Genomic DNA, 14230 nt, shown 5'->3' on the forward strand with positions numbered 1-14230 from the left:
TGGTTTAAAAAGAAATTATTTTTCTTTGTTTTCTTCGTTTAATAATGCTTTTCTTGACACGTTGACACGGCCTTGTTTGTCAATTTCAGTTACTTTGACAAGGACTTCGTCGCCTAATTTCACGACATCTTCAACGTTGTTCACACGTTCGTTTGCTAATTGAGAAATATGGATCAAGCCATCTTTGCCTTTAATTAGGTTAACAAACGCACCAAATTTTTCAATGCGGACAACTTTTGCTAAGTAAACTTGGCCGACTTCGACTTCTTTGGTTAATTCTTCAATAATCTTGATGGCTTTTTTAATCATTTCAGCATCTGATGAAGCAATACTTACGTTACCGTCTTGATCGATATCAATCTTAACACCAGTTTCATCAATGATGCTGTTGATTGTTTCGCCACCTTTACCAATGACATCTTTAATTTTCGCTGGTTTAATTTGAATCATTTCAATTTTCGGTGCATATTGACTTAATTCTTCACGAGGAGCAGCAATCGTTGTTGTTAATTCTTCTAGAATTTCCATCCGTGCTTTCTTCGCTTGGTCTAATGCTTCCGTTAAAATTTGTTCTGTAATTCCTTGGATTTTGATGTCCATTTGTAAAGCAGTGATTCCGTCTTTCGTTCCTGCTACTTTAAAGTCCATATCGCCAAGGTGGTCTTCTAAACCTTGAATATCTGTTAAGATTGTATAGTTTTCGCCATCACTAACAAGACCCATTGCAATACCTGCAACTGGCGCTTTAATTGGCACACCCGCATCCATTAATGCTAATGTTCCCGCGCAAATACTTGCTTGTGAAGAAGAACCATTTGATTCTAACACTTCTGCTACTAAGCGGATTGTGTAAGGGAAGTCTTCTTCTGATGGAATAATTTGTGCTAAGGCACGTTCACCCAGCGCACCGTGACCGATTTCACGACGACCTGGTGAGCCCGCGCGTCCTGTTGAACCAACAGAAAATTGTGGGAAGTTATAATGATGGATGAAACGTTTGCTATCTTGGACACCCAACCCATCGATGATTTGATGTTCCCCTAAAGGCGCTAATGTACAAACGGATAAAGCTTGTGTTTGACCCCGAGTAAATAAGCCAGAACCATGCACACGTGGTAAAATACTTACTTCTGATGATAAATGACGAATTTCGTCTAATTTACGGCCATCCGGGCGAATCTTATCGATCGTGATTAACTCACGTACGACATCTTTTTCAAGATCTTCCGCAATTTGTTTCACTTCTTTTAGTAATTGCGCTTCTTCTTCGTGTTCCGCAAATTTTTCAGCGTAAACTTCTTTGACTGTATCTTTTACTTTGTCAATTTCAACTTCACGTGCTAATTTTTCTTCCGTCATTACGGCTGTTTTCATTGTATTGTAGTACGCATCAAAAATTTCTTTTTTAAGATCAGCGTCCACTTGTAATAAGTCCACGTCCATTTTTGGTTTACCTACAGCGGCAACGATTTCTTCTTGGAACGCCACTAGTTCTTTAATGGCATCAAAACCGAAAAGTAAGGCACCTAACATATCTTCTTCTGATACTTCTTTAGCACCACTTTCAACCATGTTGATGGCTTCTTTTGTTCCAGCAACAGTTAATTCAATATCTGTTTGTTCCGCTTGTTCTACCGTTGGGTTTAAAACATATTCGCCATTAATACGACCAACGTCAACACCAGCAATTGGTCCATCAAACGGAATATCTGAAATTGCTAACGCTAAGGAAGACCCAAACATTGCAGCCATTTCTGGTGTACAATCTTGATCCACACTCATAACGATGTTTGTGATTTGGACTTCGTTACGGAAGCCTTCTGAGAACATTGGACGAATAGGACGGTCGATTAAACGAGCGGTTAATGTCGCACGTTCACTTGGACGACCTTCACGTTTAATGAAGCCACCAGGAATTTTTCCTACCGCATACATTTTTTCTTCATAGTTTACAGTTAATGGGAAAAAGTCTACATCTTTCGCTTCTTTAGAGGCAACAGCAGCACTTAAAACGACCGTATCGCCGTAACGTACTAAGACAGCTCCATTGGCTTGTTTGGCTAATTGGCCGATTTCTACTTCTAGTGGGCGGCCGCCCCAAGTTGTTTTAAAGACTTGTTTTTCTGTCATAATTCTTCTCCTTTACTCTTGCTCTTTGGAAAAGTCAGACGGCTACTAAACAAATGAAAAAGTAACAAGTCGTTGTTGCTCTTTCATTTGGTTAGTAGTTCCTAAAAACTTTCCAAAGAGGACCTTCAATAGTGACAATAAGATAAAAAGCGAGATTCTGATTGAACCTCGCTTTATACGTAATGATTAACGACGTAATCCTAAACGTTGGATCAATTCGCGGTAACGTTGGATGTCAGTTTTACGTAAGTAAGCTAACAAGTTACGACGGTGACCGATTTTTTTCATTAAACCACGGTAAGAATGGTGATCTTTTTTGTGTGTACGCGCATGTTCGTTCAATTGGTTAATGTCTTCAGTTAAGACAGCAATTTGTACTTCTGGAGAACCAGTATCTCCTTCATGACGTGCGTATTCTTTAATGATTTCGTTTTTTCTTTCTTGTGAAATTGCCATTTGTTCCACCTCTTTCTCTATTATTCGTCTGATCACTGAGTGAAGCGTTGGTGACTCGCTAAACCAAGTGATAGATGGTGTGTTTCCACACAAGCTTACTTTACAGGAAACACCGCTAAAATGCAAGCTTAATCTCTATTATTCGATAGTTTTTTTAAACAATCTAGCCCCTTTTTTGGTGATTTTGTGATACACTAAATGGTGGTAAACAACTGATTATTTCAGCGCATGAATAAATAAAAGAAGAATTTTTTTATGTTTCAAAGGAGGAACCATTGAATGATTACAATGAAAGATATTATTCGTGAAGGGAATCCCACACTTCGTGCTGTGGCAGAAGAAGTGCCTGTCCCTATCACTGAGGAAGACCGACAATTAGGTGAGGACATGTTGACTTTCTTAAAAAATAGTCAAGATCCAGTCAAAGCCGAAGAATTACAATTACGTGGTGGCGTTGGTTTAGCTGCACCACAATTAGATATTTCTAAACGAATTATTGCTGTCCATGTTCCTAGTAACGACCCAGAAAACGAAAAGCCTTCATTAAGTACGGTGATGTACAACCCTAAAATTTTGAGCCATTCTGTGCAAGATGTATGTTTAGGTGAAGGGGAAGGCTGTTTATCTGTCGATCGGGATGTGCCTGGGTATGTCGTTCGCCATAACAAAATTACCGTCAGTTATTTTGACATGGCTGGCGAAAAACACAAAGTTCGTTTAAAAAACTACGAAGCGATTGTGGTTCAACATGAAATTGATCATATTAATGGCATCATGTTCTACGATCATATTAACAAAGAAAATCCATTTGCTTTAAAAGAGGGCGTTTTAGTCATCGAATAAAGAAAAAAACTGCGCCGTTTGTCTGAAAACAAACGGCGCAGTTTTTTTAAATGGCCTTCATTTCTTTTAAGGCTTTCCAAATGCCATCATTATCATTGGTATCTGTGACCATTGTGGCCACTTCTTGAATGGAAGGACTCGCGTTGCCCATTGCGACGCCAATCCCTGCATGGCTTAGCATTTCTCGGTCATTTTCGCCGTCCCCAAAGGCAATGATATTTTTTGCATCAATGCCCACACGTTTGGCTAAATACGTTAACGTAGCTGATTTTGAGCCATCTTTAGGCACAACATCTACGCTATGTTGATGCCAGCGAATAAAGCGAAATTCTGGGTATTCTTCTTCAAACGTACACTGATCTTCTGCGTCATAAAATGCCAACGCTTGGTAAATATCATTTTGACGGTAAAAGTGTTCATCATAAGCAGGTGAATGAAAATGAAAAGAGTTCATCGCAATTTCCATTTTTTCAGCACGGTGCTGGTTGCTCTTCTTAATATCATCTAAGCCCACACAAGCAAATCCTAAGCCGCGTTGATCACTGTCTTGTGCCAAACGTTCCAACGCTTCAGCGTGCAATAAATTTTGATAATATTGCTCATGATCCACAAAAGCTGCGGCGCCATTACATAATACGTAATTGGTAAAATCTAAATCCCAAATCACCTCTTGCGCCATGTAACGACTTCTGCCAGTTGCCAGCGTAACTAAGTGTCCTTGCTCCCGCAATTTTGCTAGCGCTTCTCTCGTGCTATCCAATGCTTTCTTCTCCGAATTTAACAACGTCCCATCAATATCAAATGCAAAAAGTTTTCTTTCCATCATTTCTCCTTATTCGCTCGCTTTCGCTAAATATTTACTGCCTTCTCGTTGTGCTAAAGGACTCAACACTAATTCATTCATCAATTCCTCGACCCATTGCGGATTCGTTTTACTATATTGGCGTAATGACCAGCCAATCGCTTTTTGAATGAAGAACTCCTCTGTAGTTCTATCATAAATAATCGCCTTTTTCAACAGGTCCTGATTGGTCTTTTCTTTCAACATCAACTGTAAATTCAGCGCAACTCGCCGATTCCATAAATTTTCAGCGCCATAAAAAAGGGCAAAAATCGTTGGCAATTCAGTCAGATGCAACGCCACCCACGACCCAAAAAATTTTCGCCAAGCATCCACACTATCCCACCACGCTTTTTGTGGAACATAGGCTTTAAACGCTACGACCTCTTCTAATGAAAATCTCCGAACATTTTGAAGAGCTAAATCAATAGCGACATACTGATATTCTCGTTCTGTTTTTTGATAGTAAGCCTCAATCTCTTGGCATAATTTTTCCTTTGGCCACGTATGACTTTCTTTTAAAAGTTGTTTACTTAACGCTTGACGTTCTGGGGCGGGGATGCCTGCAAAAACAAATTGGTGTTTCATATAAGCAGACATTTTTGCTGCTGTTTCTGGGTTCTTCTGAAATTGAAGTGTGTCCATTCCTTCGCTCCTCATAATAAAAAAACTATACTAAAACAGTGTACCATGTTTTAGTATAGTTGGTTGGTCAATTAATCAAAATACGTTAAGTTTTTGTTGTCTTTATCTAACCAAGCATAGCCGAGACCCATAATTAAGCCACCACCGATAAAGTTACCGATAAAGGCCCAGAAAAGATTATGAATAACATTACCAGCTGTGAAAGCTTCAATTGCGCCGTTTGAAGCAAAGTAAGCTAAACTGAACGCTGGGAAGTTGGCAATCACGTGTTCAAAACCAAGGAAAGCAAAGATAAAGATAATGAAAATAATGGCCGCGACTTTGCCGGCGTCATCTTTCATTCGCATACTCACTAATACGGCTGTATTAACCACAATATTGGCGAACATAGCTTCAACTAAAATTTGCAGGGTGGTTTTTTCTAATTTTCCAGCAATCGACGTAAAGAAGAAACTATCTTTTGGTAAATCTTGGAACGGCACCGTAAGTGATACCAAGAAACCAAATAAGACACCACCAATTAAATTGAATAAGATACAGGTAAATAAAATTTTTGCAGCTAAGGAAAAGTTGACTTTTTTACGATAGACGCCAACAGTCATGTACAACATATTCGAGGTACCAAGTTCGGCATTCATATATAAAATCATCACAAGTGACCAACTGAACATGAAGGCGTAAAGCATTTTCCCTAAACCATGAGAAATTCCTTCTCCTTTAATTGCGATTGCAAAAGCAACGGCTGTTCCCAACGTTAAAAATAGACAAGCAAGCATTGCACGAACAGCGTAGCGGGAAAAGCTGTTTGAGAATAAATTCACTTTCTTGTCGATGGATTTATCAATTTGTTCAAACAATGGTGAACCAGACTTCATTGTAAACTCCCTTTCATTCCGTTTTCAACTTATATTTTCAAAACATCTCCTCTTATTCTAATGAGGAAAAGTGTTTTTGTCTACCTTTTTTTTCAGATTTCACTTTAAAACCTTGACGTTTCCTATCCTATTAAGTATACTAGATTTTGTGTAAAATAATTGCAGCAGAAGAATAATAACTCGTCAACAGTTCATTGCCAAACTTGGTTCAACTGCGTAACCGCGGCTGCAAAGGCGAAGGTTGAAGAATGAACTGAACGAATATGAATTTTTCATCTAATTATTTTACTCCAAAAAAACATTTATTTATTGGAGGAATTTTTAATGTCTCGTTATACTGGACCATCATGGAAAGTATCTCGTCGTCTAGGTATCTCTTTATCAGGTACTGGTAAAGAACTAGCTCGTCGCCCTTACAAACCAGGACAACACGGACCTAACAGCCGTGGTAAAGTTTCTGAATACGGAATGCAATTAACTGAAAAACAAAAATTACGTCATATGTATGGCATGAACGAACGTCAATTCCGTACGTTGTTCATTAAAGCAAGCAAAATCAAAGAAGGTAAACACGGTGTTAACTTCATGGTTTTACTAGAACAACGCTTAGATAACGTTGTTTACCGTTTAGGTCTTGCAACTACTCGTCGTCAAGCACGTCAATTAGTTAACCATGGCCACATCACTGTAGACGGCAAACGTGTTGATATTCCATCATACCACGTTGAAGTTGGTCAAGTGATCGGTGTTCGTGAAAAATCTCAAAACATCTCAACAATTAAAGAAGCAGTTGAAGCAACTGTTGGACGTCCAGCATTCGTAAGCTTTGACACTGAAAAATTAGAAGGTAGCTTCACTCGTTTACCAGAACGTGATGAACTTTACCCAGAAATCGACGAAGCACTTGTCGTTGAATACTACAACCAAAAACTTTAAGATTTCAAAAGGTCGAACTACGGTTCTTACCTTCTTTCAAAACCTTGCCTTTCTTGGCAAGGTTTTTTTCTTTGCCCTCTTTACAAAATGGTTCACTTCCGCTAAACTATTGTTAACCAAATAAAAATAATTGGTTAACAATAGAAAGTGAGGCTTCTTATGAATAAAGCATCGTTACGCTCCTTAATTTTAGCAGCAGAATTCGCTGTGATTATTGCTGTACTTTCACAATTTACAATTCCATTGGGGATTGTCCCCTTAACTGGACAAACGTTTGCCATCGGCTTAACCGCTACCGTTTTGGGCAAGCGAACGGGGACCTACGCTATTTTAATTTACTTCTTATTAGGATTAATTGGTTTACCCGTTTACGCTGGGATGTCCAGCGGGTTCGGTGTACTCTTTGGACCCACTGGCGGCTATTTAATCGGCTTTATCTTTAACGGCTTATTAACTGGTTATATTTTAGAAAAAACAACCTTTAACTATACTTGGGCCATTATCGCAAATATTGCTGGCGCCTTAGTTACCTTAGTTTTCGGTATGATTTGGTTGAAATATTCCGCAAATCTGCCGTGGCCAAATGCTTTCGCGGGCGGGTTTGCTCCGTTTATTATTCCTGGTATCATCAAGGCTGTCGCAGCTGCTTATGTTGGTATTTTAATTCGCCAACGCTTTATGAAACGTTTTTTAGCACACCTTTCTTAAGGGGAAAACTTTTTTCTTTTCCTTGTCTGTAGTACACTAAAAGGACAAAGGAGTGAAGTCCATGTCCTCATTATTAAAACGATTGGTTCAGTTGGTTTTGTTAGTCGGCGCTGTCTTGCTGATTCGACACTATGTTTTCTCCCCTGCTGCGGTGAATGGCTCTTCAATGGAACCAACACTTCATAACAACGACCGTTTATGGGTGACTTCGATTAAAAAGCCACAACGCTTTGATATTATCGCTTTTCCTAGTCCTCGCAACGGCCAACGAGTAGCCAAACGTTTAATTGGTTTACCTGGCGAAACAGTCGAGTATCGCGATGATACCCTTTATATTAATGGTGTATCACTCAGTGAAGATTACTTAGCAAGTGCTAAAAGAAATGTCTCTAAAAATGAAAATTATACCCAAGATTTTACCTTAGAGACCTTAGAAGCCACCCAATCCCTGACCGTTCCAGAAGGCATGTATTTTGTCTTAGGCGATAATCGCCCGCGCTCAGATGACAGTCGTTACTTTGGCTTTGTAAAACAAGAGAGCGTGGAAGGTGTTTTGACTTTTCGTTATTATCCGTTAGATAAAATTGGCTTTCCATAAAAATACTAAACCGCCCTCAAAAAGTTAGACTTTTTGAGGGCGGTTCAGCTTTTATTCACGTATTTTTGTTATGGTCCAGTGACTAAGTTCCACGTCACCGTCCCTTGATATTTCTCATTTATTTTCCCTTGATTAGCTGGGACGTCTAATTTCACGCTAGCAAAATCAAAATCTAATTGGTAGACATCATTACCTGTAAATTGGTTATTAAGAATTACTGGTGTAGATGTACCGTCACTCGTCAAAGTTAAGGCTTTCGTAACCCCCACTTTATTCGTTGATTCTGTGACTTGGTTATAGTTTTCGATTGCTGCAACATCCGCATTGCCTAATAATAAGCGCGTACTTGTTGGCAAACTATCGGTAGATGCTTTGAGCTGTGATAATTGTGCTGTCAACTGCCAATTGGGTTGGCTTTTCTTGATCCGCAAGTATGGATTACGCGTACCATTCCCATAATAATCGGCTGCTTTTTTCAGACCGTACTGTTTGGCACTACTGCTAATCGTAATTTTCCCAAAATCAAACGTTGGTGTACTAATGAAACCTTCTTCTACTGGCGCAGGCGTAATCGTTTGATCTTCGCCTTGAATACGCACAAAGTTACTAGCTGTCACTGCAGAAAAGTTCCCGCTAGCTGTCATTTCTGCGGTTAAAAGTTGCCTTGGTTCTCCAGTGATTTTCGCTGTGTTCACTGTCACTAAAGCTTCACCATTCACCGGAATTTCCACACCCAAGTTAACTCCTGTGCGCCATTGTTCTGCCGTCACTGGGATAATTTTTGATGTACTACCAATGCGAACAGCTAATTGAGTCGGCGCCGAAATACCTGCCGCCCATTTGGCCGTTGGTGCTAGTTTAATATTGGTCAACGGAACTTCACTGGTGTTTTTTAGTCTAACTGTCCAAACCATAGAAGATCCGTTGGGAATCACTTCTAGTAACCGACTAACAGTCATTTCTGCCGTTGGTTGGACTTCCTCATAGACTGCTGTCATGTCATCCTTGTCATCGTAAGTCACGGCATAACTTGGCGTTTTCGTGGTTTCCAACGCAGTTTTATCAATACCTTTGTACCAACCTTTGAACTTATAAGATTTGTCTCCTGCGGTATACGTATCTGGCAAGGCATTGGCACTCGTGTAGGTGAAGCTATTGCTTGTCATTGGTATTTGTTTACCTTGCGTAAAACCTGTTGGTGGTGTAATTTTGGCCCCCGTTGCATCGACAAAATTTTCAGTGACTTGTTTTCGTGTAATTTTATAGTTTATCGTTTGCTTGTAGTCACTAGTTCCATCAAAACCAAATAGTCTTGGTTTGGAATTTGCACTGGTTAAAAATAACAGATTAGGTAGGATATCTCTTGATAATCCTGATTGGCCCCACTTGGCCTTAACAGAAAAAGTATTGTTCGTTTCCTTGTTAAGCGTTGTTTCAAAGCTATTTAAACTAGTCGTTGCTGCATCTGACAGAAGGTTGGTGCCAATGTCACTAATCGTATCATAGTCGTACAACGTAATGGTTTTCGTTGTTGCTTCCACTTTGTCCACGTACTTCAATTCATTCGTAATACCAAAGTTATTCAACGCAAATCCTCTATTTAAAACACCTGTTGCTGGATCAGGTAAAAGCTCATAATTATTAGGAATCAAGACGTTTTGCTTGGTTTCTATCTTATAGCGATTAGCAACAGTTGCCTCTTTACTTCCCGCCATTGGGTAAAGCGAACCCGTCGCTTCAAAGGGACTAGTAGCATTTTTTCTGAGAAATTCTGTATAGTTTCCAGAAAGCGTAAGTGGATTCGTGAATGCTTTGCCTTGTTCATCGACAAACTCCGCGTAGAAACCAGGGTGAACAGTGGTTTCTTGCACTTCTTCATAGACCGCTGTCATGTCGTCTTTGTTATCGTAAGTGACGGCGTAACTTGGTGTTTTCGTGGTTTCCAGCGCAGTTTTATCAATACCTTTGTACCAACCTTTGAACTTATAAGATTTGTCTCCTGCGGTATACGTATCTGGCAAGGCGTTGGCACTCGTATACGTAAAGTTTTCACTATCAATCACGGTTTGTTTGCCCTGCGTGAAGCCTGTTGGCGCTGGAATTTCATTGCCGTTATTATCAACAAAATGTTCCGTTACTCGCCGTTGAGTTAACGTATAATATACTGGCCCACTAAAGGTTGAGTAATTAGTATAAGGATCAAGCCCCATTGGTGGGACTGCATATCGACGATAAAGGATTGGAAACTTAACATTAGGCGCTACTGGATTACTATTCGTATATGCTGTGGTATAAGATTGATCTGCTACCTTTTGTAAAGCAAAACTAGCATCGGTTGTTGGTACTTCTTTTGGCGCTTCATTGCTTCGATGTTCAGTAACTACAGGAAGCGGATAACTGCTATTTAAGCCAGTATTGATAGTCATATTTGAATAATATTTTGGCAAGGAGAACGTCATGTTGATGGGACTAAACAGACTATTCCCATCTCCATAAACAGGCAATGGAATTTCTTTATCAGGAATACTCATTGACTTAACATTGCCAATATTGACTCCACTTAGATTTTTGTTAGTAACGGTACTTACTTTTTTATCTAACAGCCATAAGTCATAGGTTAAACCAACTTTTGATGGATCCACTATCTTTCCTGAATCATCAATAAAACCAAATTGATAGCTTGCACCTGGCAAAGTAATTGATGTTTGGTCTTCATAGACAACTGTTAAATCGTCATTATCATCGTAAGTAACAGCATAACTTGGTGTTTTGCTGGTTTCTAATGTTGCTGGTTTGGTTTTGCCTTTGTACCAGCCTTTGAATTTGTAGGTTTTTGTGCCAGCTTTATAGGTGTCAGGCAAAGTACCAGCTTGTTTGAAGGTATAAGAATCACTATCAATCACGGTTTGTTTGCCTTGCGTGAAACCAGTTGGCGGTGTAATTTTCGTTCCATTACTATCGACGAAGTTTTCGGTGATACGTCGGTTTTCTAAGAAATAAAACATTTTATCCTCTGTTGTAAAGAAGGACGGCGCGTTTACGGTTGTAGTCATGCTTAAGGCTTTTGAAAAAGCTGTCTTAGTTGTATCACTTGCCCAAAAATTGCTTACTAGCAAATAATTGTTAGGCTTAGCTGACTCATTTGGGACAACATCAAAGCGTGAACCGTCTACAGAAGCGTTACTTTTTTGACCGTTGGCAATGTTTTGCAGAGCGATGGTAGCCATCGGGTAGCCGCCAAGAGGTCCAGTAAAATAACTACCTGGTTTAACGGTTGGTTGTTTATAGTATTTTGGTACTTGCACGTTAGCTTTAGTAACGCCATAAAACACGGGTGACGTTTCCGTATATGTTAATGCTTTACTAGGAATTGTTAATTTTTGGAAAACACCTTCGGGTACACTAGTGATTGCACTACCGTTTTTGACTGTTCCACCACTGACCTCTGTGATAGTTGCAGTTAGTTTCGCATCATAGACGTACACACCTTTCTCATTGATAAAGCCAAATAAATAATCAACTGCTGGTACCGTTACTGTTTTAGGTACAACTTCCTCATAGACCGCTGTCATGTCGTCATTGTCATCGTAAGTCACAGCGTAACTTGGTGTCTTCGTCGTTTTTAAAGTCGCTGGTTTTGTTTTGCCTTTGTACCAGCCTTTGAACTTGTAAGTTTTGCCGCCTGCCTTGTACGTATCTGGCAAGGCTTTGGCACTTGTATAAGTAAAATTGTTACTTGTCATCGGTGTTTTCTTATTTTGCGTAAAACCAGTCGGTGGTGTAATTGCCACACCTGTTCCATCAACAAATTTTTCTGTGACTTGTTTTCGAGTAACTTTGTAAATCATTTTTGATTTAATTGTATTTGTACCATCAAATCCAAATAATCTAATATTACTGTATCCAGGAATCGTCCAACCAGTAAAATCCCCACTTGAAATCGCAAAGGTACTGGGCTGAATAATTTCAAAATATCCTTGCGCATTTTTTTGGAACTTCGCATCTTTTGATGTTTCCGACATTGGAAATGTTTTTGCTTCCTCAACACTGTTATCAAAGATACCTGTCGTTGCATTAAATCCGGTGTACAGGTACAGAGCCCAATTACTGTTTACAAAATCATATTCAATACTGTCCACAAATTTCAATGGTGTTGCAATATTCAATTTATCTAAAATAAACATTGTTCGATACTTAACAACGGGGTTTGTTCCACCACCGCCATAATTTGCAATTGTTTGCTCAGTAAATGGCATTGCTGAACCATTACTAACACTTAAAATATAAGAACCCGAACCATTGTTCTGAGCTGATAGTTTATTATATGGTGCCGGCAAAGGAACTGGTGTTGAATTAAAATCACCACCTTTAAACGCTTGATAGTTTCCAGAGAAGACTAATTGTTCTGTAAAAGGCGTACCTGTTTCATCTACAAAATCATATTGAACATTAGGATAAACAACCGTTTTTAAAGGAACCCATCTCGGTTTAATTTGGGATGGATTTGCCTCTGATGATATCGGTGTAGTCTCGGATGGTGGCACACCTTTTGATTGATTATTTTCTGCGAAGGCATCTTGTGATGTATCAACAGTTTCTTGATTCTGCACCTCTACTGGTTGCTCTGTCTTCTCTGCCACTTCCCGACTTGTTTCAGTCGTTGTTTCTTGCGTTTCACTACTTGCTTGTGTTTCTTCTTTCACACTACTTTCGGCGGTCGGACTACTTTCAATCGTCACGGTTTCCGCAACTGCCGTCACGCCCGAAAAGGCATTTACTAGCAAAGAACCACATAAGCCAATAGCTGCAAGACGTTGCCATTTATTTTGCTTCATGTCGTCCCCTCTTTCTATGTACTATTGCTACAAGGCCAAGTACGACGAAGCCAAGTATGCTAAGATTGGCCTGGCTCTTACTTCCTGTACTCGGTAGTTGTTTGTCGCCAGTGGTAGGGGTACCTTGACCGCCTACCACACCGGCTTGATTAGTTCTCGTCTGTCCCGATACTTGCCCCTTAGGACTTGGCGCGTCTGTTTTCGGTGAGGGCTTTTCTTTCGGAGCTACTTTCGGGGGTGCTTTTTTGTAAAATTCAATCCCCACCGAACTAGAACCACGTTCAGACGCTTCAGCATTTATAAAAAGACTAGGGGAAAATAGTAGGCACGCAAGTACTAAATAACGCTTTTTTTTCATTTAAAAACCTCCTTTAAATCAACAATCGCTTTGAGCTTTTACTTCCTGCTGCTCAAAGAACCTTTTTTTATACCTCCATGATAACAAAGAAACAGCTTTTCAAAACACCATTATTTTCCATTTGACAATCCTATTTTTCACAAGTCTCTTATATAGCAAGCCTTTCCCGCTTCGTTATTTAAAGATATCCTTTGAAAATGATTGTCAAAACACGTCCATTCTTTAGAAAACGCCTTTAATTTCTTAAAGTTTTACTAGTAAAACTTTAGAAAAGCTCACAATGTTAGTGTTGAACACTAACATTGTGAGCTTTTCTAATTTTTGACGCTTGTACAATTAAATAAAATAACACCAAAGCAAAAAATAACTGTCTGTTTCTCTTATTGGGCAACAGCCAATTGGTACAATGGCAGGAGTTGTTGGTAGGTTGCCAACATATAAGCGCGTGCTTTTTCAGGGCTTTGCCATAAAGCACTATCTTTGGGAATGATGCGCCCGATTTCAAATTCCCCTTTTTTTACATCTCTAAAACGAGTTAAGGCTTTTTCTAAATCCGTGTCTGGCAGCGGAGTAATTTGAGGAACCGTATGATCCAAGGAAACATACGTATCTTCTGGTAAAGCTTGGAATAATGGCTGATTCTCTAAAAAGGCTTGCGCAATCTGCTTTTCATTTTTAGGATTATCAATGAATGACAACCACATAAACACATAGTCGCCCCAAATGCCTAATTGAAAATGCGGCTGCATTTTATAGCCACGCTTATTCGGACTGAGTGCGGACCAAGTATTTTCTGGTGGATACACGGTGCGACGGCGATGTTGCGCAATATGGACAAACAACTCCGTTCCTAGTTCAGGCGCTAGTTGTTCGGCAAAATAAGTGTCTAATTCTTGAAAAATCGGTTGAATTTGCGCACGGATAACCGCCATTCGTTCATCTAATCCAGCAACTTCAAAGGCTGCGAATTCTTTTTCTGTAAACATCAACATTTCTCTAATTCCT

Annotated in this window: 12 protein-coding genes; 4 read left to right on the top strand and 8 right to left on the bottom strand. The window is 39.6% G+C overall.

Annotated elements, in window-relative coordinates; genetic code table 11:
• Positions 1 to 15: 15 nt before the first annotated feature.
• Both pnp and rpsO read right to left on the bottom strand, forming a co-directional pair.
• A complete protein-coding gene (gene pnp / locus MKZ30_RS11645) occupies positions 16 to 2130 on the bottom strand; it encodes a polyribonucleotide nucleotidyltransferase (protein ID WP_002367402.1) in 2115 nt (704 codons plus the stop codon).
• A 186-nt stretch (positions 2131 to 2316) separates the two neighbouring features.
• Positions 2317 to 2586, bottom strand: coding sequence for a 30S ribosomal protein S15 (gene rpsO, locus MKZ30_RS11650; RefSeq protein ID WP_002354983.1), 270 nt, complete (start codon positions 2584 to 2586; stop codon positions 2317 to 2319).
• A 279-nt stretch (positions 2587 to 2865) separates the two neighbouring features.
• On the opposite strand from rpsO, the gene def reads away from it, so the two are divergent.
• The gene (gene def, locus MKZ30_RS11655) at positions 2866 to 3429 is read left to right on the top strand and encodes a peptide deformylase (RefSeq protein WP_002381104.1); all 564 of its coding nucleotides are present in this window, start codon (positions 2866 to 2868) and stop codon (positions 3427 to 3429) included.
• A 46-nt stretch (positions 3430 to 3475) separates the two neighbouring features.
• On the opposite strand, the gene MKZ30_RS11660 is transcribed toward def, so the two are convergent.
• The 3 genes from MKZ30_RS11660 to MKZ30_RS11670 form a co-directional block, all read right to left on the bottom strand.
• On the bottom strand, positions 3476 to 4252 hold the full coding sequence (locus tag MKZ30_RS11660; RefSeq protein ID WP_002383269.1) for a Cof-type HAD-IIB family hydrolase: 777 nt from the start codon (positions 4250 to 4252) through the stop codon (positions 3476 to 3478).
• A 9-nt stretch (positions 4253 to 4261) separates the two neighbouring features.
• Positions 4262 to 4915 carry a DNA alkylation repair protein gene (locus MKZ30_RS11665; protein ID WP_033601053.1) on the bottom strand — a complete coding sequence of 218 codons (654 nt, stop codon included), beginning with the start codon at positions 4913 to 4915 and terminating at the stop codon, positions 4262 to 4264.
• Positions 4916 to 4986: 71 nt separating this feature from the next.
• Positions 4987 to 5790, bottom strand: coding sequence for a formate/nitrite transporter family protein (locus MKZ30_RS11670; RefSeq protein ID WP_002375588.1), 804 nt, complete (start codon positions 5788 to 5790; stop codon positions 4987 to 4989).
• Positions 5791 to 6114: 324 nt separating this feature from the next.
• Here MKZ30_RS11670 and rpsD point away from each other — a divergent pair, with 324 nt between their 5' ends.
• The 3 genes from rpsD (at position 6115) to lepB (ending at position 8032) form a co-directional block, all read left to right on the top strand.
• Positions 6115 to 6726 (top strand): 30S ribosomal protein S4, encoded by a 612-nt coding sequence (gene rpsD, locus MKZ30_RS11675; RefSeq protein WP_002365342.1) that lies wholly within the window; start codon positions 6115 to 6117, stop codon positions 6724 to 6726.
• A 159-nt stretch (positions 6727 to 6885) separates the two neighbouring features.
• Entirely contained in the window at positions 6886 to 7434 is a 549-nt protein-coding gene (locus MKZ30_RS11680) for a biotin transporter BioY (RefSeq protein WP_002354975.1), read from the top strand.
• 61 nt (positions 7435 to 7495) lie between these two features.
• On the top strand, positions 7496 to 8032 hold the full coding sequence (lepB, locus tag MKZ30_RS11685) for a signal peptidase I (RefSeq protein WP_002383266.1): 537 nt from the start codon (positions 7496 to 7498) through the stop codon (positions 8030 to 8032).
• A 68-nt stretch (positions 8033 to 8100) separates the two neighbouring features.
• Here lepB and MKZ30_RS11690 read toward each other — a convergent pair whose 3' ends face one another.
• The 3 genes from MKZ30_RS11690 to MKZ30_RS11700 all read right to left on the bottom strand — a co-directional run bounded on the left by MKZ30_RS11690 (position 8101) and on the right by MKZ30_RS11700 (position 14217).
• Complete coding sequence (locus MKZ30_RS11690) at positions 8101 to 11973, bottom strand: WxL domain-containing protein (protein ID WP_458448804.1); 3873 nt, start codon at positions 11971 to 11973, stop codon at positions 8101 to 8103.
• 880 nt (positions 11974 to 12853) lie between these two features.
• Positions 12854 to 13225, bottom strand: a complete 372-nt coding sequence (locus MKZ30_RS11695) for an LPXTG cell wall anchor domain-containing protein (protein ID WP_010816818.1) — start codon at positions 13223 to 13225, stop codon at positions 12854 to 12856.
• Positions 13226 to 13605: 380 nt separating this feature from the next.
• Complete coding sequence (locus MKZ30_RS11700; RefSeq protein ID WP_002416537.1) at positions 13606 to 14217, bottom strand: YktB family protein; 612 nt, start codon at positions 14215 to 14217, stop codon at positions 13606 to 13608.
• Positions 14218 to 14230 lie beyond the last annotated feature (13 nt).

The organism is Enterococcus sp. LX10 (genome assembly GCF_023539285.1).
In the GTDB taxonomy this organism is placed as follows: Bacteria; Bacillota; Bacilli; order Lactobacillales; family Enterococcaceae; genus Enterococcus; species Enterococcus faecalis.

Excerpts from the sequence above, each read along its gene's own strand:
- pnp (WP_002367402.1), bottom strand. The coding sequence starts at position 2,130 with ATGACAGAAAAACAAGTCTTTAAAACAACTTGGGGCGGCCGCCCACTA.
- rpsO (WP_002354983.1), bottom strand. The coding sequence starts at position 2,586 with ATGGCAATTTCACAAGAAAGAAAAAACGAAATCATTAAAGAATACGCA.
- def (WP_002381104.1), top strand. The coding sequence starts at position 2,866 with ATGATTACAATGAAAGATATTATTCGTGAAGGGAATCCCACACTTCGT.
- MKZ30_RS11660 (WP_002383269.1), bottom strand. The coding sequence starts at position 4,252 with ATGGAAAGAAAACTTTTTGCATTTGATATTGATGGGACGTTGTTAAAT.
- MKZ30_RS11665 (WP_033601053.1), bottom strand. The coding sequence starts at position 4,915 with ATGGACACACTTCAATTTCAGAAGAACCCAGAAACAGCAGCAAAAATG.
- MKZ30_RS11670 (WP_002375588.1), bottom strand. The coding sequence starts at position 5,790 with ATGAAGTCTGGTTCACCATTGTTTGAACAAATTGATAAATCCATCGAC.
- rpsD (WP_002365342.1), top strand. The coding sequence starts at position 6,115 with ATGTCTCGTTATACTGGACCATCATGGAAAGTATCTCGTCGTCTAGGT.
- MKZ30_RS11680 (WP_002354975.1), top strand. The coding sequence starts at position 6,886 with ATGAATAAAGCATCGTTACGCTCCTTAATTTTAGCAGCAGAATTCGCT.
- lepB (WP_002383266.1), top strand. The coding sequence starts at position 7,496 with ATGTCCTCATTATTAAAACGATTGGTTCAGTTGGTTTTGTTAGTCGGC.
- MKZ30_RS11695 (WP_010816818.1), bottom strand. The coding sequence starts at position 13,225 with ATGAAAAAAAAGCGTTATTTAGTACTTGCGTGCCTACTATTTTCCCCT.
- MKZ30_RS11700 (WP_002416537.1), bottom strand. The coding sequence starts at position 14,217 with ATGTTGATGTTTACAGAAAAAGAATTCGCAGCCTTTGAAGTTGCTGGA.